This is a genomic window from Streptomyces sp. SM18, assembly GCF_002910775.2.
Classification (GTDB): Bacteria; Actinomycetota; Actinomycetes; order Streptomycetales; family Streptomycetaceae; genus Streptomyces; species Streptomyces halstedii.
The window spans coordinates 6,535,548-6,553,624 of the sequence record NZ_CP029342.1 but is presented as its reverse complement, the minus strand read 5'-3'; the positions used below and the strand labels follow the sequence as shown (position 1 = coordinate 6,553,624).

The 18,077-nt window shown below is 74.2% G+C and carries 18 protein-coding genes; 11 read left to right on the top strand and 7 right to left on the bottom strand.

Annotated features, from left to right (window positions below):
- Positions 1-54 precede the first annotated feature (54 nt).
- Positions 55-657: a DUF305 domain-containing protein gene (locus tag B9S64_RS29120; protein ID WP_103488692.1), complete on the top strand. Its 603-nt coding sequence runs from the start codon at positions 55-57 to the stop codon at positions 655-657.
- A 50-nt stretch (positions 658-707) separates the two neighbouring features.
- Positions 708-1,760, top strand: coding sequence for a LacI family DNA-binding transcriptional regulator (locus B9S64_RS29115; protein ID WP_103488693.1), 1,053 nt, complete (start codon positions 708-710; stop codon positions 1,758-1,760).
- A 55-nt stretch (positions 1,761-1,815) separates the two neighbouring features.
- On the opposite strand, the gene B9S64_RS29110 is transcribed toward B9S64_RS29115, so the two are convergent.
- Positions 1,816-4,029, bottom strand: coding sequence for a phage holin family protein (locus tag B9S64_RS29110; protein ID WP_103488694.1), 2,214 nt, complete (start codon positions 4,027-4,029; stop codon positions 1,816-1,818).
- Between the two features lie 145 nt (positions 4,030-4,174).
- Positions 4,175-4,579 carry a hypothetical protein gene (locus tag B9S64_RS29105; RefSeq protein WP_030630870.1) on the bottom strand — a complete coding sequence of 135 codons (405 nt, stop codon included), beginning with the start codon at positions 4,577-4,579 and terminating at the stop codon, positions 4,175-4,177.
- Positions 4,580-4,806: 227 nt separating this feature from the next.
- Between B9S64_RS29105 and B9S64_RS29100 the strand changes: the two genes are divergently transcribed.
- Together B9S64_RS29100 and B9S64_RS29095 are read left to right on the top strand one after the other, a co-directional pair.
- A complete protein-coding gene (locus B9S64_RS29100; protein ID WP_103488695.1) occupies positions 4,807-5,583 on the top strand; it encodes an MBL fold metallo-hydrolase in 777 nt (258 codons plus the stop codon).
- Positions 5,580-6,200, top strand: a complete 621-nt coding sequence (locus B9S64_RS29095; protein WP_103488696.1) for a DedA family protein — start codon at positions 5,580-5,582, stop codon at positions 6,198-6,200. Before B9S64_RS29100 ends, B9S64_RS29095 begins: the two co-directional genes overlap by 4 nt.
- 81 nt (positions 6,201-6,281) lie before the next feature.
- Here the strand turns inward: B9S64_RS29095 and B9S64_RS29090 are convergent, their stop codons facing one another.
- The 4 genes from B9S64_RS29090 to B9S64_RS29075 form a co-directional block, all read right to left on the bottom strand.
- Positions 6,282-7,304 (bottom strand): MBL fold metallo-hydrolase, encoded by a 1,023-nt coding sequence (locus B9S64_RS29090; RefSeq protein ID WP_103488697.1) that lies wholly within the window; start codon positions 7,302-7,304, stop codon positions 6,282-6,284.
- 13 nt (positions 7,305-7,317) lie between these two features.
- Positions 7,318-8,553, bottom strand: a complete 1,236-nt coding sequence (locus B9S64_RS29085) for an aminotransferase class I/II-fold pyridoxal phosphate-dependent enzyme (protein ID WP_109492164.1) — start codon at positions 8,551-8,553, stop codon at positions 7,318-7,320.
- 143 nt (positions 8,554-8,696) lie between these two features.
- Positions 8,697-9,545: an SMP-30/gluconolactonase/LRE family protein gene (locus tag B9S64_RS29080; protein ID WP_103491150.1), complete on the bottom strand. Its 849-nt coding sequence runs from the start codon at positions 9,543-9,545 to the stop codon at positions 8,697-8,699.
- On the bottom strand, positions 9,542-10,315 hold the full coding sequence (locus B9S64_RS29075) for an IclR family transcriptional regulator (RefSeq protein WP_103491170.1): 774 nt from the start codon (positions 10,313-10,315) through the stop codon (positions 9,542-9,544). The genes B9S64_RS29080 and B9S64_RS29075 overlap by 4 nt, the downstream gene beginning before the upstream one ends.
- A gap of 214 nt (positions 10,316-10,529) precedes the next feature.
- Between B9S64_RS29075 and B9S64_RS29070 the strand changes: the two genes are divergently transcribed.
- The 4 genes from B9S64_RS29070 to B9S64_RS29055 all read left to right on the top strand — a co-directional run bounded on the left by B9S64_RS29070 (position 10,530) and on the right by B9S64_RS29055 (position 14,335).
- Positions 10,530-12,026, top strand: coding sequence for a bifunctional phosphatase PAP2/diacylglycerol kinase family protein (locus B9S64_RS29070; RefSeq protein WP_103491151.1), 1,497 nt, complete (start codon positions 10,530-10,532; stop codon positions 12,024-12,026).
- 107 nt (positions 12,027-12,133) lie between these two features.
- Positions 12,134-12,940 carry a methyltransferase domain-containing protein gene (locus B9S64_RS29065; protein WP_103491152.1) on the top strand — a complete coding sequence of 269 codons (807 nt, stop codon included), beginning with the start codon at positions 12,134-12,136 and terminating at the stop codon, positions 12,938-12,940.
- A 136-nt stretch (positions 12,941-13,076) separates the two neighbouring features.
- Positions 13,077-13,841 (top strand): GNAT family N-acetyltransferase, encoded by a 765-nt coding sequence (locus tag B9S64_RS29060; RefSeq protein WP_103491171.1) that lies wholly within the window; start codon positions 13,077-13,079, stop codon positions 13,839-13,841.
- 140 nt (positions 13,842-13,981) lie between these two features.
- Positions 13,982-14,335, top strand: a complete 354-nt coding sequence (locus tag B9S64_RS29055; protein WP_103491172.1) for a VOC family protein — start codon at positions 13,982-13,984, stop codon at positions 14,333-14,335.
- Positions 14,336-14,365: 30 nt separating this feature from the next.
- On the opposite strand, the gene B9S64_RS29050 is transcribed toward B9S64_RS29055, so the two are convergent.
- On the bottom strand, positions 14,366-14,896 hold the full coding sequence (locus B9S64_RS29050) for an AAA family ATPase (RefSeq protein ID WP_103491153.1): 531 nt from the start codon (positions 14,894-14,896) through the stop codon (positions 14,366-14,368).
- A 120-nt stretch (positions 14,897-15,016) separates the two neighbouring features.
- On the opposite strand from B9S64_RS29050, the gene B9S64_RS29045 reads away from it, so the two are divergent.
- The 3 genes from B9S64_RS29045 (at position 15,017) to B9S64_RS29035 (ending at position 18,032) form a co-directional block, all read left to right on the top strand.
- A complete protein-coding gene (locus B9S64_RS29045; protein WP_103491154.1) occupies positions 15,017-15,379 on the top strand; it encodes a DUF6204 family protein in 363 nt (120 codons plus the stop codon).
- Positions 15,380-15,516: 137 nt separating this feature from the next.
- Entirely contained in the window at positions 15,517-16,884 is a 1,368-nt protein-coding gene (locus B9S64_RS29040) for a bifunctional o-acetylhomoserine/o-acetylserine sulfhydrylase (protein WP_103491155.1), read from the top strand.
- The gene (locus B9S64_RS29035; protein ID WP_103491156.1) at positions 16,881-18,032 is read left to right on the top strand and encodes a homoserine O-acetyltransferase; all 1,152 of its coding nucleotides are present in this window, start codon (positions 16,881-16,883) and stop codon (positions 18,030-18,032) included. The genes B9S64_RS29040 and B9S64_RS29035 overlap by 4 nt, the downstream gene beginning before the upstream one ends.
- Positions 18,033-18,077 lie beyond the last annotated feature (45 nt).

The window sequence follows — 18,077 nt, the reverse complement described above, 5'->3', positions numbered from 1 at the left end:
CGGCCGGGCGCGCGAGCACCCGGCAGTCACCCGACAGACACCCGAGGTCACCCGATGAACGCCCTGCGTCGTACCGCGGCACCGCTCCTGCTCGGCCTGGTCGTGCTCACCGGTCCGGTCGCCTGCTCCACCGGCCCGGCACCTGATCCGGGGCCCGCGCCGCGCCGCCCGGCGTCCGCACCCGCCCCCTCCCGAGGGCCGGCCGCCGACCCGACCGACACCGGCTGGCTCCAGTTGATGATCCCGATGGACGAAGGGGCCGCGGCTCTGCTCGACCTCGCGGCCCGGAAGACGACGGACCCGGCGCTCCGGTCCTTCGCGGCCCGTCTGCGTACCGCCCACGAGGACGAACTGACCGCTCTGCGCGGGCTGCGGCAGCGGATGGGGCTCCCGGACACCGACGTGCACCAGGGGCACGAGATGCCGGGCATGGTGACGGCGACGGATCTCGAACGGGCCCGCGCGGCCGAAGGCGAGGCGTTCGACCGGCTGTTGGTGACGGAGATCCGGGATCATCTGCGGCAGTCCGCACAGGTCTCACGCTCCGAGGCCACGGCGGGCCGCGCGGCCGAGGCCAAGGAGCGGGCGACGGCCCTCGCCGCCGCGCACGAGGACCGGCTGTCCGAGCTGGAGGGGCTCCCGGGGGTACACGGCTGACGTGCCGCAGCCCTTCGCACGCCCGTCCGACCAGCCGGTATAAAGACTGCATGACTGCCGACGTTTCGCCGCCCGTGCGCCCCACGACCCTGGAGGACGTGGCCGCCGTCGCGGGCGTCTCCCGGGCCACGGTGTCACGGGTGATCAACGGTGCGACCACGGTGGACCCGGCCCTGCGGCGCGTCGTGGAGGAGGCGGTGGTCACCACGGGGTACGTACCCAACCGGGCGGCGCGATCCCTGGTGACCCGGCGGACCGACTCGATCGCCGTGGTCGTCTCCGAACGTGAACGGCGCCCGGTCTCCGAACCGTTCGTCGGCCGGATGTTCTCCGACCCGTACTTCGGCCGCGTGATCAGCGGTCTGCTGGAGGTACTGCGCCCCGCCGGGATCCAGATGGTGCTGATGCTGGCCGACGACGAGGGCTCGCGCGACCAACTGCTGTCGTACCTGCGCCAGGGGCATGTCGACGGCCTGGTCCTGATCTCCTCCCATGTCGAGGACCCGCTGCCCGGTCTCGTCCACGGCACCCGGCTGCCCGCCGTCCTGGCCGGACGGCCGTTGCGGCCGTCCCCGCTCACCTATGTGGAGGCCGACCAGCGTGCCGGTGCCCAGCTCGCCGCCGACCATCTGGCGTCCCTGGGCCGGCGGAGCATCGGCACGGTGGCCGGCCCGCAGGACATGTCCGCGGGGCAGGCGCGGCTGACCGGCTTCCTGGACGCGCTGCGGCTGCACGGCATCGAGGACGTGGCGGTCGCCGAGGGCGACTTCACCCATGCGGGAGGCGCGTCCGCGATGCGCCGGCTGCTGGGCGAACGCCCCGGTCTGGACGCGGTGTTCATCGCCTCGGACCTGATGGCGCTGGGTGCGCTGCCCGTGCTGCTGCGCGCCGGGAAGGAGGTGCCGACCGACGTGGCGGTGGTGGGTTTCGACGACAGCAGTGCCGCGACGGCCTGCGATCCGCCGCTGACCACCGTGCGTGAGCCGGTGGAGGAGATGGCCGCGGAGATGGCCCGGCTCCTCCTCCAGCAGATCGGCGGGCCCGGCGGCCCCGTGCCGTCGGCGGTCTTCCACCCGACGCTGATGAAGCGCGCGTCCACCTGAGGTGTGCTCCCGAGGTGTTCCCCTGAGGCGTCGTCGGCCCGGGACTCCGCCCCGATCAGCCGCACGCCCCCGGCACGGCACCACGGACACCCGTCACGGAACCGGGGTCCGAACCGGAACCAGGCCCGGAGCCGGAGTCCGGACCAGGCCCGGAACCGGAAGGTCCGGTGCTCCTGGTCCCCGCGCCCGGGTCCGGGGGAAACGGCGCGTCCTCCCGTACGCCCCCTGCGAAGCCCTCCACCCGCAACGGCACCTGGGGACCGCAGAGCTCCTTGATCCAGCGGGCCAGCACCCGGTGCACCTGCTCCGCCCCCACCACGGCGGGCACCGGAGCGCCGTCCTGGGCCGCGAGGGCGTCGAGCGGGTCGGTGAGCGTACGCGGCCACAGCAGGAACGGCCTGGACTGCTCCCCGCCGAGCCCGCCGTGCGAGCCGATCTGCTCCTCGAAGGCGTGCACGGCGCCGGTAGCGGGGTCATACATCGAGTTGACCATGACATCGGCGACGTGCGGGAAGGAGTCGGTACGCCGCACCGCCTCCGCCGCGCCCGCGCCGAACACGGCGAGCGGCCCCTCCCCGTCCCTCAGCTCCGGAACCGGCACCTCGGTCCCGCCGCGTCCGAGGACCACCGAGCCGTGCTCCTCGCTCCGCACGAGCAGGAAGCCGATCCCCGGGTGGTTGGCGAGCGTGCCGAGCAGGGCGGGGTGACGGCGGTCGATCTCCTCACGCGAGGCCCGCCCCTCGATGTCCGGGAACGACAGCAGCCCGAGGTTGCCCGAGGCGAGCACCACCGGATCGGAGGGGGCGGCGGCCGGGTGCTCCGCCTCCTGCTCACCGACCGGCCGGTGCAGGGCGATACGCACGGCGTCCCGCGCCTCCGAGGCACTGCGGGTGTGCTGGGCGCGGCGGGGTACGGGCAGCCCGCAGCCCGCCCGTACGAGGTCTTTGAGCGTGAGGCCGTACTGCCCGGCGAAGGTCTCCCCGGAACTCTGACCGTGGTCGGAGAGCAGCACGATCCGGTAGGTGCGCGGGGCGTGCTCGGCAGCCCTTTCGATGATGCCGAGGGAGCGGTCCAGGCGCTTGAGGACCTTCTCGGCGTCCCTGCTGCGCGGCCCGGAGTGGTGGGCGACCTCGTCGTAGGCGACCAGGTCGGCGTAGACGGTGGTGCGCCCGGCGAACATGTCGCCGACGACCGCGGCGACGACGACATCACGCTCGACGACGGTCGCGAACGCCCGGATGAAGGGGTACAGCCCGCCGCGCTTGACCCGTGGCGCGTCCTTGCGTATGCGTGCCCGGGTGGACTCCGCGATCTCGCGTATCACCTCGGCGGTGAAGGACAGGGCGGTACGGACCGCGTTGGCCGGGTCGGAGAAGTACGCGAAGTAGCCGGCGCGGGAGCGCCGTCCCTTGCCGAGTCTGGCGGCCATGGACAGCACCAGGGCGAGCTGGGTGGCGCCGCCGCTGAAGAGGTTGCCCCGGCTCGCGCCGTCGACGGTGAGCAGGCCGCCGTCGCGGGAGCGGACGATGGCCCTGCGCTGCATCTCCAGGGCGCTGGCGGGCCGGCTGGAGACCATGACCGTGCCGGTCTCCTTCTCGTACCAGCGGAAGGCCGGTACGTCGAAGTTGCTGCCGTGCAGGATGGCGAGCTGGCTGGCGCCGGTCTGGCTGGACCAGTCGGTGGTCCACGGGGTGAGCCGGTGGCCGGCCTCGTCCGCGATCCGGGCGGCGACGGTCGGCATCAGTCCGTCGGCCGCGGCCCGGCGGAGCACGTCGTGGCCCACCCCGTCGAGCTGGACGAACACGATGCCCGGCGGGCCGTCGCGGCCGTCGGACGCGCTGCCGCGCCGTCGGCGGCGGTCGGCCAGCCGGGAGAGTCTGCGCCAGTGGGCGTCGTCGTCGCGCACGGCCAGCGCGGTGGAGGCGGCGGAGGCGACGGCGGACATCACGGCCGCGACGACGACGGCGGTCTCCGGGTTGGCGTCGCCCCGGCCGTCCGGGATGAGCCGCAGGGCGACCCACAGCAGTGAGCCGTTGAGGAAGAAGACCAGGGCGCCCAGCACCAGGGCGGGCACGATGAGCAGGGCCCGGACGAGCACGGGCCACACCAGTGCGGAGAGCAGGCCGAAGGCCCCGGCACCCCAGGCCGCGGTGAAGGCGGTCCTGGTGATGCTGTCACCGTCGTCGGACTGGAGCTGGAAGTCGGGGAGGATTCCGGCGAGCACCAGCATGGTCAGGGTGGAGACCGCCCAGACCGCGATCACGCGCATGAGGGCGCGCCCCGCCGTACGCCATCGCCCGTCACCCACGTCGTTCCACCTCACGTCCGGGCCCTGTGCTGTCAAGAGCCCGCGTCCACCTTTTCACAGCCGGCCCGCGGCACGGCCGGGGGTCGGCGGCCGGGACTGCCGGGGGTCAGCGGCCGTCGTACCCGGCGGTCGGCATGGAGAGTCTGCGGTGCACGCTCGCCTTGGTGCCCGCGGTGTACGCGGGTTCCTCCAGGCCCGCGAACTCCAGGCGCACCCCGCGCCGCTCGCACTCCGCGGCGAAGTCCCCGGCCGAGACGACGGCCCGTGCGAGCACCCGGTCGTTGGGGGCCACGAACAACTCGACCTGGCCGCCTTCGACGTCCGCCCACAGTGCGTGGTGGTCCGGACGCAGTCCGTAGACGCGGAGCTGCCGGGTGACGACGTATCCCTGGTCCTCGGCCCAGCGGGCGCACATGGCGTGCTGGCTCCGGGTGTCCACCAGGAACGGATCCCCGTCGAGCTCTTCCAGCGGTGTGAGACTGGCGATGGCCGCCACCCGTACCTCGCCGATGACGTCCCCCCTGGACCGGATCCGCGCGTCTCCCTGCGCGAAGATGCTGTGTTCGACCCTACCCCCGGCATTGCGCTGCGTAGCCGCTCGAACGCGTGCGGCAGTGGGCGCGAAGGAGCGTACCGGCGCACAGGGGCGCACCCGCCGGAGGACATCGCCCGAGCGCCTACGCTCGTACCGGGCGCACCGGCAGGGGGCGCGGGACGGCGGAGCGAGGAGGCGGCACGGTGGAGGTCACCTGGTGGGGTCACGCCACGTGCACGATCGAGGATTCCGGTGTCCGCCTGCTCACCGATCCGCTCTTCGCACGGCGCTTCGCGCATCTGCGCCGCCGCCGGGGCGAGGTCCCTCCGCCGCGGGCCGCGGTCGCCGACGCGGTCCTGATCTCCCATCTGCACTCCGACCACCTGCATCTGCCCTCGCTGACCCGGCTCGCCCCGGGCAGCCCGCTGATCGTGCCCCGGGGCGCGGTCGCGGCCGTCCCGGGTCTTCGCGTGCTGCGCCGGGTGCGCGGGCTGCGCATCACCGAGGTCGCGCCGGGCGACGAGGTGGCCGTCGGCGCGTTGCGGGTACGCGCCGTACCGGCCCTGCACGACGGGCGCCGGCTGCCGGTCGGCCCGCGCCGGACTCCCGCCCTGGGATACGTCGTCGAGGGCGAGGCGCGCACGTACTTCGCGGGGGACACCGCTCTGTTCGACGCCATGGCGGAGGCGGTGGGGCCGGTGGACGTGGCGCTCCTGCCGGTCGGCGGCTGGGGCCCGTACCTGGGGCACGACCATCTGGACGCGGTCCGGGCCGCGCACGCCCTGGCCCTGCTGGCGCCGCGCTCCGCGATCCCCGTGCACTACGGGACGTACTGGCCGATCGGGATGGACGGAATCCGTCCGCACGAGTTCCACGCCCCGGGTGACGAGTTCGTCCGGCAGGCGGCGCGGCTGGCCCCGGCGGTGTCGGTGCACCGGCTGGGCCACGGTGAGCACGTGAGACCGGAGGCGCGCCGGTGATCCAGGAGGTGCTGCGCCAGTTGCCGGCCGAGTCGACCCAGCAGGCGGTCGGCTATCCGACGCTGTTCACGCTGGTGGCGCTGGGGTCGCTGGTCCCGGTGGTGCCCACGGGGGCGCTGGTGAGCTCGGCCGCCGTGGTGGCGTTCCACCAGACGTCCCCGTTCACCCTGCTCTACGTGTTCGCCGTGGCCTCGGGTGCGGCGTTCCTCGGGGACATATGCCTGTACTGGCTGGGGCAGCGGGGGGTGCGGTCGAAGAACGGTTCGAAGTGGCTGGAGGCGATCACCCGGCGGGCCGCGCCGGAGCGCCTGGAGCAGGCCCAGCGCAAGCTGGACGAGCACGGCGCGGTGGTGCTGGTGCTGTCCCGGCTGCTGCCGGCGGGGCGGATCCCGGTGATGCTGGCCTGTCTGCTCGGCCGGATGCCGCTCCGGCAGTTCGCCCGGGGCGACGTGCCCGCGTGTCTGGCGTGGGCGGCGACGTATCAGCTGATCGGGATACTCGGCGGCTCGCTCTTCGCCGAGCCGTGGCAGGGGGTGCTCGCGGCGGTGGTGCTGACGCTGGTGATCAGCGGGGCGCCCGCGGTGTGGCGCCGGCTCCGGGCGCGCTGGGCACACTGACCGCCGGCGCACGCGGGCCCACGGTCCGGCCCCCGTGCGTGGGCGCGCGCCGAGCACCTGGGGAGTGAAGGCACCGGCCGCTCAGTGCTCCAGGACCCGTGAGCCGCCGACCGGCAGGTCCCAGAGGTCGGCGCGCGGATGCCCGTACCGCTGCCAGGCGGTGCGGAGCCGGTGGAGCGGTTCGAGCACCGGTTCGGAGGACAGCAGGAAGGTCGCCCAGTGCATGGGCGCCATCGCACGGGCCCCCAGGTCCTCGTACGCCCGTACGGCCTCTTCGGGGTCGGTGTGCACGTCCGAGAGCCACCAGCGCGGCGCGTACGCCCCGATGGGCAGCAGGGCCAGGTCGATCCCCGGGTAGCGGCGGCCGATCTCCCCGAACCAGTGGCCGTAGCCCGTGTCCCCGGCGAAGTAGAGGCGGCGGCCCCGTCCGTCGTCCAGCATCCAGCCGCCCCACAGGGACCGGCAGGTGTCGGTGAGGGTGCGCTTGGACCAGTGGTGGGAGGGCACGAAGTCGAGGCGGACCCCGTCCAGCTCGGCGCGTTCCCACCAGTCCAGCTCGGTGACACAGGTGAACCGGCGCCGTCTGCACCAGCGTCCGAGCCCGGCCGGGACGAACAGCGGGGTGTCCCGGGGCAGTCGGCGCAGGGTCGGGGCGTCCAGGTGGTCGTAGTGGTTGTGGCTGATGAGGACCGCGTCCACCTTCGGCAGTTCCTCCCAGCGGACGCCGACGGGGGTGATCCGGGCGGGGGTGCCGAGGATGCGGCGCGACCAGACCGGGTCGGTGAGGACGGTCAGACCGCCGATGCGCACGATCCAGCTGGCGTGCCCGGCCCAGGTGACGGCGAGGGCGCCGCCCGGCACGTCGGGCAGCGGCTCGGGGGCGTAGGGCAGCCGGTGGACGCCCCGCATGCCCTCGGCGTCGGGCCGCATCCCGCGCTCCCTCGCCAGACGAGTCATGCCCCTGACACCCGGAAGGGGCGCGGTGAGGCGGTCGGCGAAGCTTCGGGGCCAGGTCCGCACCTCGCCCAGCGGCCGTGCCTCGGCGGTCCGTCCCCCGGCGGGACGGCCCGGACCGGACGGGGAGCGCTCCGTCTGTTCCGTCATCGAGAGGCTCCCGTCATCCGAGTTCGTCGAGGGCTGCTGCGAACATGCTCAGCGCTTGTGCCACATGGGGCAATTGCAGGGGATCCACCGCAGTGAGGGACTCCGTCCGCTGCTCCGGGGTTGAGCCGAGCAGCGGACCGGTGCCGATACGGGCCCGCAGGGCGCCCAGTTCGTCGCCAAACCGGTGGCCGCCGGGAACGGGCGCGCCGAGCCGGTCCGTGAGGTACTCCTCCAGCTCCATGGAGTCCGTGACGCCCCGGGCGGCCAGCCGGGACCGGAGCGGGCCGAGGTCGGCGTATAGGTGCCGGCCCGCCCGCGGGGGCCTGGCCAGCGCGCCGGAGGTGAGGACGGCGTGGTGCGCGGCGGCGGCGACCTGCCCGTGGAGCGAGGCGGCCCGCCGGACGCGGTCGGTGACGGACGCGGGTTCCCGCAGCGCGTACGCCGCGGCCCGCGCCACCGGCTCGGCCACCACGGCGCCGAGCGCGGTGAGGACGTCGAGGACCCGTCTGCGGCGGGCGGCGCCGCGCCCGGCGGCCGGGAACCGGGCGACCGCGGCGGGCCAGGCGGGCGGGGCCGGCGCACCGGCCAGGTCGGTGAGGACGGTGACGTCCTCGGGCCACATCTCGGCGGGGCTCAGCAGCACCGTGTCCCCGGGGTGGTGCAGGGTGTCGCGCCAGGTCTCGTCGCTGACGAGGTGCAGCCCCTCCCCCACCGCGGCCTCGCAGACCTCCCGGACCAGCTCCGGCGGGGCGACGGTGGCCGTGGGGTCGTCGGCCACGGAGATCAGCAGCAGCCGGGGCCTGCCGCCCTCGGCGCGTACCCTGCGCACGGTCTCCAGCAGTGCGTACGGGTCGGGGATGCCCCCGCACTCGGCCGGGGTCGGCACCAGGTAGGCGGGCCGGCCCAGCAGCCGGGCCTGCGGCATCCAGGTCGCCGGACAGGGGCGCGGCATGAGCACGTCGCCGCCGTACGCGGCCATCAGCGCGAACAGCAGGGGCGGGGCGCCCGGGGCGGCCACGATGTCCTCGGGGGCGCCGCGCAGCCCCCTGCGCCGCCAGTAGGCGAGGGCGGCCTCCCGGAGGTCCGGTCCCCCGCCGGGGGGCTCGGGCAGGGGACGGTCCGCCGAGGCGGCCAGGACGTCCACCAGCTCGGGCAGGACGGGGAGGCCGGGGTCCGGGGCGGCGGGCCCGTACCGGACCGGTCCGCGGTCCTGCCGGACAGGGGGCCGCCCGCGCTCGCTCCCGTGCATCCCGCGCCCTCCTCCGCGTCGCCCTGATGGCCTTTATACGGAGGTTCCGCGCGGTGCGCCCGCGCACCGGACCCGCCGGACCGCCGAGGTCTCCGTCGCCCCGGGTCCGGGGCGGGCCGGCGGCCCGTACGGGCCGGGAGAGGTCACCCCGCGAACGGTGTCCCGGGCAGCCCCTGCCCCGCGTCCGGGAGCACCAGCAGCGAACCGGACAGCGGGTGCGGCGCCTCCAGGCCGGTCCGCGCGCTGGTGACGTACAGATCGCGCAGGCCGGGGCCGCCGAAGGCGCAGGCGGTGGGCCTGCGGACGGGCAGTTCCACGGTCCGGTCCAGGCGGCCGTCCGGGGTGTAGCGGCGCAGCGCCGAGCCGTCCCAGAAGGCGACCCAGACACAGCCGTCGGCGTCCACCGTCAGTCCGTCGGGCCATCCCTGGCCGGACGGCACGGTGACGAAGGGGCGCCGGCCGTTGATCCGCTCGCCGTCCACGTCGAAGACGTCGATCCGCAGGGTGGGGGTGTCCACGTAGTACATGAGGCGGCCGTCCGGGCTCCAGCCGGTGCCGTTGCTGATCGTCACCGCGTCCGGGAGCCGTGCCACCGTGCCGTCGGGTGCCACTCGGGACAGGGTGCCCCCGTCCGCCGCCTCGTCGTAGCGCATGGTGCCCGCCCAGAGGGCCCCGTCCGGGGCCACGGCGGCGTCGTTGCCCCGGCGTCCGGCGACCGGGTCGCTCACCAGCCAGGAGAACGCCCCGGCGGTGTCGTAGAGGCCGATCCCGTCCCGCAGGTTGACCACCAGCCCGCCGCCGGCGCGTGGCTTCGCCGCGCCGACGTGCTGTCCGGTCGCCATGACCGTGCGGCGGCCGGTCGAGGGGTCGTAGGTGTGGACGCGCGCCGAGAGTATGTCCACCCAGATCAGGCGGCGGGCCGCCGCGTCCCAGGTGGGGCCCTCGCCGAGGCGCGCCCGCTCCCGGACGGCCGTCTCCCAGGTACGGCTCATCCCCGCCCCCCGTGGTGGCCGAGCCTGCCGGACAGCGCGTCGGCGCCGCCCACGGCGAGCCGGGCCAGCTCGTCCTCGCGCTCCTCGCTCCAGCGGATCACCGGTACGGAGATGGAGAGCGCGGCGACGACCCGCCCCGAGCGGTCGCGTACCGGTGCCGCGACACAGCTCACGTCGGGGTTGGACTCCCGGTGCTCGACGGCGACGCCCCGCTTGCGCGCGGTGGTGAGCGCGGCCCGCAGCTCCGCCGCGTCGGTGATGCTGTGGCCGGTCATCGCGGCCAGTGCGCGGCCCTCGATCCGGGCGTCCAGCTCGGCCTCGGGCAGGGCGGCGAGCAGGAGCTTGCCGACGGCGGTGCAGTGGGCGGGCAGCTTGCGGCCGGCCGCCGACACCATCCGTACCGCGTGGGTGGAGTCCACCTTGGCGATGTAGATGACCTCGGTGTCCTCCAGGATCGCCACATGGACCGTCTCGCCGCAGGTCTCGGCGACCTCCCGCGCCACCTGCTGCCCCTCGGCGGCCAGGTCGAGCTGTTCCGCGTACCGGCTGCCCAGCTGGTAGGTGCGCACCCCGAGCCGGTAGCGGCCGGGCTGCTCGGGGACGGTGACCAGGTAGGAGCGGGCGGCCAGGGTGGTGAGCAGTTCGTGGACCGTGGTCCGTGGCAGCTGGAGCCGGCGGGTGACCTCGGGGGCGGAGAGGGTGCCGTCGCTTTCGAGGAAGAGTTCGAGTACGTCCAGTGCCCTGGTCACCGCGGGGACGAGTCGCCCCATGATCACCCACCCCATTCTGTTCGACACTCCGGCCATTGACCGGAATCACGAACGCAGGCTAATCGCAAGCGACTTGTCCGGGCAACGGTCCCGGCGCGGCGACCGGCCGGAGACAGGGCGATCCGTCCCCCACGACATCGTCCTCCGGCTTCCGGGCGGGCCTGGTGTGCGCGCCTCCTGGTTCACCGCCCGACGGCAGGGTATTCGCTGTGCCATGCCGACTTCGAACCCGATGCCCTCGCCCGGCCCCTGGCGGGCCCGTCTCACCCGCTACGACCTCGCCGCCTTCCAGGCCGTGGCGGACCGGCACTGGCCGGGCGCCGAGCACGTCCTGCCCCGGCTGAGCCGCGGCGCCAACCACGGCCTGCTGTGGTTCGGCGCCGCGGCGGGCATGGCGGCGCTGGGCAGCGGTGCCCGGTCCCGCCGTGCGGCGCTGCGCGGGATCGCGTCGCTGGGTGTGGCGTCGGCGGCGATCAACACCGTGGCCAAGCGGGCGGTGCGCAGGGAGCGGCCGATACTGGATCTGGTGCCGGTGATACGGCGGTTGAAGCGGCAGCCGTTCACCACGTCCTTCCCGTCCGGGCACGCGGCGTCGGCGGCGGCGTTCGCGACCGGTGTCGCGCTGGAGTCGAAGGGCTGGGGTGCGGTCGTCGCCCCGGTGGCGGTGGCGGTGGCCGCCTCGCGCGTCTACACCGGGGTGCACTACCCGAGCGACGTCCTGGCCGGGGCGGCACTCGGCGTAGGGGCGGCGTTCGCCCTGCGGGGCGTGGTGCCGACCCGTGGGCAGTTGCCCGCGCCGGGCAGACCGCCGGCCCAGGCGCCGTCGCTGCCCGCCGGGGACGGGCTCGTGGTGATCGTCAACCGTGAGTCCGGGTCCGCGACCGCCACGGCGGGGCTGGTACGTGACGCGCTGCCGCTCGCCACGGTGATGGAGTGCGCGCCCTCGGACCTCTCCGGCTGCCTGGAGGAGGCGGCGGGGCGGGGCACAGCACTGGGGGTCTGCGGGGGCGACGGCACCGTCAACCTGGCGGCCTCGGTGGCGGCGACGCACGGGGTGCCGCTCGCGGTGTTCCCGGGCGGCACCCTCAACCACTTCGCGTACGACCTGGGCATCGAGGCGGTGCACGACACGGCGACGGCGCTCGCCTCGGGCGACGCGGTGCGGGTCGATCTGGGCCGCTTCCGGCCCGGCCCGCGGGGCGCCTCGGAGGCGGACGGGTACTTCCTCAACGCGTTCAGCCTGGGGGTGTATCCGGAGCTGGTGCGGACCCGGGAACGCTGGGCGCCGAGGATCGGCGGCTGGCCGGCCGGGGTGCTGGCGGCCTTCGAGGCGCTGCGCGGCGAACGCCCGTTGACGGCCGAACTCCAAGGCAGGCGGAGGCCGTTGTGGCTTCTCTTCGTGGGCAACGGGATGTTCCAGCGAGTGGGCCCGGCCCCCGGGCGGCGCCACAACCTGGCGGACGGGCTGCTGGACGTGCGGGTGGTGCACGGCGGCCGTACCCCGGCGCTCCGGCTGCTCGCGGCGGCGGTCGCCGGGCCGCTGACGCGGTCTCCCGTCCACGCGGCGGTGCGGCGGCGCCAGGTCCGGATCTCCGGTCTCGCGGAGGGGACGCCGTATGCGTACGACGGTGAAGTCGCCCACTCCGGGACCGAGTTGGTGATCGACAAGGTGCCGGAGGCGCTGACCGTCTACTGTCCGAGGCCGGTATGAGCCCGACCGCATCATGAGACGCCTATCTCAGGATGCGGCACGCGGGCGTACGGTGACCGTACCGGCAGCCGCTCCGGCGCACGGTGCGAGAGAGAGGACGTACGGCCATGTCCAGGGAAACCGCCGTCTACACGCACGGCCACCACGAGTCGGTGCTGCGCTCGCACCGCTGGCGCACCGCCGCGAACTCCGCGGCCTTCCTCCTGGACGAACTCCGCCCCGGGCTGCGGGTGCTGGACGTCGGTTGCGGCCCCGGCACCATCACCGCCGACCTCGCCGCGCTGGTGGCGCCGGGGCGGGTGACCGCGGTGGACACGGGGAGCGGCATCCTCGGCCAGGCGGCCGAGGTGGCGGCTGAACGCGGGCTGGACAACGTGGAGTTCGCCGTCGCCGATGTCCACGCCCTGGACTTCCCCGACGACTCCTTCGACGTGGTCCACGCCCATCAGGTGCTCCAGCACGTGGGGGATCCGGTCCAGGCACTCCGGGAGATGCGGCGGGTGTGCCGGCCGGGCGGAGTCGTCGCGGCGCGTGACAGCGACTACGCCGCGATGGCCTGGTACCCGTCGGCGCCGGGGATGACCGACTGGCTGGATCTCTACCGCCGGGTCGCCCGCGCCAACGGCGGCGAGCCGGACGCCGGACGCCGGCTGCTGTCCTGGGCCAGGCGGGCGGGATTCTCCGACATCACCCCGAGCGCGGGGGCCTGGTGCTACGCCGGGGAGGACCGGACCTGGTGGAGCGGGCTGTGGGCGGACCGTACGACGGCTTCGGCGTACGCGGAGCGCGCGGTGGAGGGCGGGCACGCGACGGCCGGACAGCTCGCGGCGGTCGCGGACGCCTGGCGGGCCTGGGGCGAGGAGCCCGACGCGTGGTTCATGGTCCCGCACGGCGAGGTGCTGTGCCGGCCCTGACCGGCAAGGGCGGGTATCGAACGTGCCGGCCGTCGGCGCGGCACCGCCTAAAATGACGTGCGGTCTTCGCTCGGGCGTGCTGGTATCGATCCCTATGAATGATTACTTTCTCGATGAAGCCGACTTGACGGACAAGATGGAACGGAACCTGGCGGAACACGCCTGCCATCTGCACCGGAGCTTGTCCGGTGCGACCGTCGCGGAGACCGGTGACCTCCTGGTCGCGGACAGCGGCCTGGACGACGACACGTTCAACATCGTCGCTGCGGCCCGCTTCACCGCCGACGAGGCCGCGGCCCGCATCTCCGAGACCGTCGGGACACTGGCGGACACCGGCCGCGGTTTCTCCTGGTGGGTGGGGCCTGCCTCGACACCGACAGACCTCACCGTCCGGCTGACGGCAGCCGGCCTGCCGGTCTCCGAGCACGAGACGGCGATGTGGGCCGAACTGGACGACACCCTGCCGATTCCCTCCGTCCCGGGTCTGGACATCCGAACGGTGACCACGCCCGAACAGCTCGCCGACTACGCCATGGTCCTCGCCGCGAACTGGAATCCACCCGCGGAAACCGTCCGCGACTTCTTCGCCCGGACCGCTTCCCAGGCGCTGGCTGCCACCTGTCCGGCCCGGTACCTGGTGGGCTACGTGGAGAACCGTCCGGTCTGCTCCGCCGAGGTGTTTCACCACGCCGGAGTCGCCGGCATCTACAACATCTCCACCGTGGCCGCCCACCGGCGGCGCGGCTACGGCGGAGCCATCACGCTCGCGGCCCTTCACGCCGCCCGCGAGCGGGATCACGGCATCGCGGTCCTGCAGGCGTCGGCCGACGGTGAGCCCGTGTACCGCCGCCTGGGGTTCCGCGCCTGCGGTCAGTTCGTCGAACATGCCGTCACCACCTGAACCTCCGCGACTGACGGCCGCTACGAGGACAGTGGCCTCGTATGTCGACACACGCCCCAGGGCCCCGCGCCGACGGTCCCGAGGATGCCGTACGGCGGAATCGATCACACATCGGCGAGGGGCCAACTAACCTCGTGGGCATGGAGATCCTGGGAACCACGCTGCGTATCTGCGTCGACGACCTGGAGGCCGCGGTGGCCTTCTACGAGGGCCTGACCGGCACCCCCGCCCTGCGCTTCGAGCGCGGCGGGGTCTCGGTGGCCGCGATCGGCTGCTTCCTGCTGATGAGCGGCCCGGCGGCGGAGATCGACGTGCTGCGCAAGGTGTCGGCGACCATCGCCGTGAAGGACGTGGACGAGGCCCACGCGGCGCTGAACCGGGTGGGGGCGAGGGTGATCGCCGGGCCGGTGCCCACCCCGGCGGGCCGCAATCTGATCGCCCTGCACCCGGACGGCTCCGTCTTCGAGTACGTGGACCGCAACGTCCCCGCCTGACGGAACACGGCCCTTTTTCCTGACGGCCCGTCAACTCAGGTAGGCCATGACCTCGTCGGCCAGCGATCCGGTGGTGCGCTCGCCGTCGAGGCGCACGGTGCCGGGCCGCAGGGCCGACGCGGCGGCCACGCAACGGGGGATCTGCGCCTTGCCCCACCGCCGGACGCGCTCGTCACGCTCGGGGTCCCCGGGTACGACGGTGCGCGCGTCGAGCCGCGCCTCCAGCGTGTGCGCGGGCACGTCCAGGAAGAAGTGGTGGACGGTTGTCCCGGCGGACTCCAGGGCGCCGAAGATCTCCTCGGCGTATCCGGGATCGACCAGCGTCATCGGTGCCAGCACCGGTCGTCCGTATGCCCGCACCAGGTCGAGAGCCATGCCCACGACCTGGCTGCGCCACAGCGGCAGGTCCTGGAAGTCTCCGGTGTGCTCCCTCACGATGTTCCGCAGGACGAACCCGGTGTGCTCGGGGTCGTAGACCAGCGCGTCGGGCCTCCGCCGGTGCAGTTCGTCCACAAGCGTCGTCTTGCCGCTGCCGAAGGCGCCGTTCACCCAGATGATCACCGGCCCAAGGTAGCGGAGGCACGGCCTTCCCGCCGGGCCCCGCGAAATTCGGGAGCGGCCCGGTCCTCGCCGCCGTACCCTTCACTTCCCGACGGCCGGAAGCAGAGGACGGGCAGGACGATGAGCACGCGGCACACGTACCGGGTGATCGTGCGGGGCACCTGGGAGGGCCTGACCGGCCCGGACCGGGAGCGCCTGCTGGCGGAGGTGGACGAACACGGGCTCACCGCCATGCGGTTCACCGAGGAGGGCTCCCTCGCGTATGACGCGGTGCTGAAGCACTTCAGCTTCCGTTACGTGGTGGTCTCCGACCCGGAGGACGGCGACGAGATGGCCGCCGCCGTCGCCGAGGACCGTGCCGAGCGGACACTGCGGGACCGGGGCCTGCCCCACAGCGCCCTGCGCTCCACCGTGACCGACATGGACACGATGAAGATCAACTACAAGGGGCGCCGGGGTTCCGGGGCCGCGCGACCCGCGTAGATTGCGGGGGTATTACAGGTTCGTGAACCCGTACGGCCGGACACTGACACGGCCGGCCGCCGGCCTCTAGCGTCCTCGGGAGCCGCCGGAACCGTTCGGTGGCGGTGCTTCTCCAGCGAACCGTGCGAGGTCAACACATGAGCCAGCCCATCGACTCCGTGACCGCGGGCCACACGCCCGCCGACGCCGCCCCCGGGGACGAGGCGGCCGCGTGGTCGTTCGAGACGCGGCAGATCCACGCCGGGGCCGCGCCCGATCCCACGACCGGGGCCCGTGCCACACCGATCTACCAGACCACCTCGTTCGTCTTCGACGACACCCAGCACGCGGCCGACCTGTTCTCGCTGGCCAGGCCCGGCAACATCTACACCCGGATCCACAACCCGACGCAGGACGTGCTGGAACAGCGGATCGCGGCGCTGGAGGGCGGTGTGGCCGCCGTCGCGGTCGCCTCCGGACAGGCCGCCGAGACCCTCGCGATCCTGACCCTGGCGCGGGCCGGCGACCATGTGGTGTCCAGCACCTCGCTCTACGGCGGCACCTACAACCTCTTCCGGCACACCCTGCCGCGGCTGGGCATCGAGGTGTCGTTCGTCGACGACCCGGACGACCTGGACGCCTGGCGCGCCGCCGTGCGCCCGAACACCAAGGCGTTGTTCGCGGAGACCCTGGGCAACCCGCGCGGCAATGTGCTCGACGTGCGGGCGGTGGCCGACGTCGCCCACGAGGCCGGGGTGCCGCTGATCGCCGACAACACCGTGCCGACGCCCTATCTGCTGCGGCCCGCGGAGCACGGCGCCGACATCGTGGTGCACTCGGCGACGAAGTTCCTCGGCGGGCACGGCACAACGATCGGCGGGGTCGTCGTCGACGCGGGCACCTTCGACTTCGGGGCGCACGCCGACCGCTTCCCGGACTTCAGTGAGCCCGACCCCAGCTACCACGGTCTGCGCTACTGGCCGGACCTGGGGCCCGGCGCCTTCGCGGTGAAGCTCCGCGTCCAACTGCTGCGCGACCTCGGCCCGGCGCTCTCCCCGCACTCCGCCTTCCTGCTGCTCCAGGGCGTGGAGACGCTCAGCCTGCGGATCGAACGCCACACGTCCAACGCGCTGGCCCTCGCCCAGTGGCTGGAGGCCCGCGACGAGGTCTCCGCCGTCCACTACGCGGGCCTGGAGTCGAACCGCTGGAGCGGGGCGGCCCGGCGTTACCTCCCGCGCGGGGCCGGCGCGGTGCTCTCCTTCGAGCTGCGCGACGGCGTCGAGGCGGGGCGGCGGTTCGTCGACGGGGTGAGCCTGTTCAGCCATCTCGCCAACATCGGTGACGTACGCAGCCTGATCATCCACCCCGCGTCGACCACCCACAGCCAGCTCGGCCCCGAGCAGCTCACCGCGACCGGGACCGACCCGGGTCTCGTGCGCCTGTCGGTCGGGCTGGAGCACATCGACGACCTCAAGGCCGATCTGGAGTCCGGGTTCCGGGCGGCGAAGGGCGCGGCCGGGGCATGACGGTGACGGACGTCTCCGCCCTCCCGCCGGCCACCGGAGCCTGGCGGGAGGGCGGGGAACCGGGCGGACGCGTGTGGCTGGGGCCGGGCGCGCCCCTGGTCCTGGAGTCGGGCGAGTCGCTGCCCGGGGTACGGATCGCGTACGAGACGTGGGGCCGGCTCGCGCCGGACGGCTCGAACGCGGTGCTGGTCCTGCATGCCCTCACCGGGGACAGCCATGTGGCCGGCCCCGCCGGTCCGGGCCATCCCACGGCCGGCTGGTGGGACGCGGTGGTGGGTCCGGGCCGGGCGCTGGACACCCGGCGGTGGTTCGTCGTCGCGCCGAACGTGCTGGGCGGCTGCCAGGGCAGTACGGGGCCGTCCTCGCCGGGGCCCGGTGGCCTGCCCTGGGGGCCCGCCTTCCCCCGGCTGACCCAGCGCGACCAGGTCGCGGCCGAGGTCCGGCTCGCCGACGCGCTGGGGATCGGCCGATGGGCCGCCGTCATCGGCGGGTCCATGGGCGGTATGCGGGCCCTGGAGTGGGCGGCCTGCCATCCGGGGCGGACCGGGTCCCTGCTGCTGCTCGCCTGCCCGGCGGCCGCGTCGGCCGAGCAGATCGCCTGGGGGACCACGCAGATCGCCGCCATCCGCACCGATCCGGGGTGGCGGGCGGGCCGCTACCACGACGCCCCGGCCGGCGCGGGACCCCACCGGGGGCTCGGGATCGCCCGCCGGATCGCCCATGTCACCTACCGGAGCGAGGCCGAACTGACGGCCCGTTTCGGCCGCGAGGCCCAGGACGGGGAGAGCCCGGAACGGGGCGGCCGGTTCCAGGTCGAGTCCTATCTGGACCATCACGCGGCCAAGCTGGCCCGGCGCTTCGACGCGGGCAGCTACATCGCCCTCACCGAGGCGATGAACGGGCACGACGTGGGGCGTGGGCGCGGCGGGGTGCGGGCCGCCCTGCGCGCGGCGCGCATGCCCGCGCTGGTGGCCGGGGTGGACTCGGACCGCCTCTACCCGCTCGCCCAGCAGCGGGAACTGGCCGCGGCCCTGCCGGGCGCGGACCGGGCACGGGTGATCGGGTCGCCGAGCGGGCACGACGGCTTCCTGCTGGAGACGGACCAGGTGGGCGCGCTGATCCGCGAACTGCTCGGGGAGCCCGGCTGACGGCGGTGCGGGGCCGGGCGGCGCGGCGGCAGAGCGGACGGGACA

Coding starts and splice junctions, on each gene's coding strand:
- B9S64_RS29110 (WP_103488694.1), bottom strand. CDS start 4,029: ATGCGCGTGATCGCGGTCTGGGCGGTCTCCACCCTGACCATGCTGGTG.
- B9S64_RS29060 (WP_103491171.1), top strand. CDS start 13,077: ATGGAACGGAACCTGGCGGAACACGCCTGCCATCTGCACCGGAGCTTG.
- B9S64_RS29115 (WP_103488693.1), top strand. CDS start 708: ATGACTGCCGACGTTTCGCCGCCCGTGCGCCCCACGACCCTGGAGGAC.
- B9S64_RS29070 (WP_103491151.1), top strand. CDS start 10,530: ATGCCGACTTCGAACCCGATGCCCTCGCCCGGCCCCTGGCGGGCCCGT.
- B9S64_RS29080 (WP_103491150.1), bottom strand. CDS start 9,545: ATGAGCCGTACCTGGGAGACGGCCGTCCGGGAGCGGGCGCGCCTCGGC.
- B9S64_RS29085 (WP_109492164.1), bottom strand. CDS start 8,553: ATGCACGGGAGCGAGCGCGGGCGGCCCCCTGTCCGGCAGGACCGCGGA.
- B9S64_RS29075 (WP_103491170.1), bottom strand. CDS start 10,315: ATGGGGCGACTCGTCCCCGCGGTGACCAGGGCACTGGACGTACTCGAA.
- B9S64_RS29065 (WP_103491152.1), top strand. CDS start 12,134: ATGTCCAGGGAAACCGCCGTCTACACGCACGGCCACCACGAGTCGGTG.
- B9S64_RS29040 (WP_103491155.1), top strand. CDS start 15,517: ATGAGCCAGCCCATCGACTCCGTGACCGCGGGCCACACGCCCGCCGAC.
- B9S64_RS29090 (WP_103488697.1), bottom strand. CDS start 7,304: ATGACGGAACAGACGGAGCGCTCCCCGTCCGGTCCGGGCCGTCCCGCC.
- B9S64_RS29055 (WP_103491172.1), top strand. CDS start 13,982: ATGGAGATCCTGGGAACCACGCTGCGTATCTGCGTCGACGACCTGGAG.
- B9S64_RS29045 (WP_103491154.1), top strand. CDS start 15,017: ATGAGCACGCGGCACACGTACCGGGTGATCGTGCGGGGCACCTGGGAG.
- B9S64_RS29120 (WP_103488692.1), top strand. CDS start 55: ATGAACGCCCTGCGTCGTACCGCGGCACCGCTCCTGCTCGGCCTGGTC.
- B9S64_RS29035 (WP_103491156.1), top strand. CDS start 16,881: ATGACGGTGACGGACGTCTCCGCCCTCCCGCCGGCCACCGGAGCCTGG.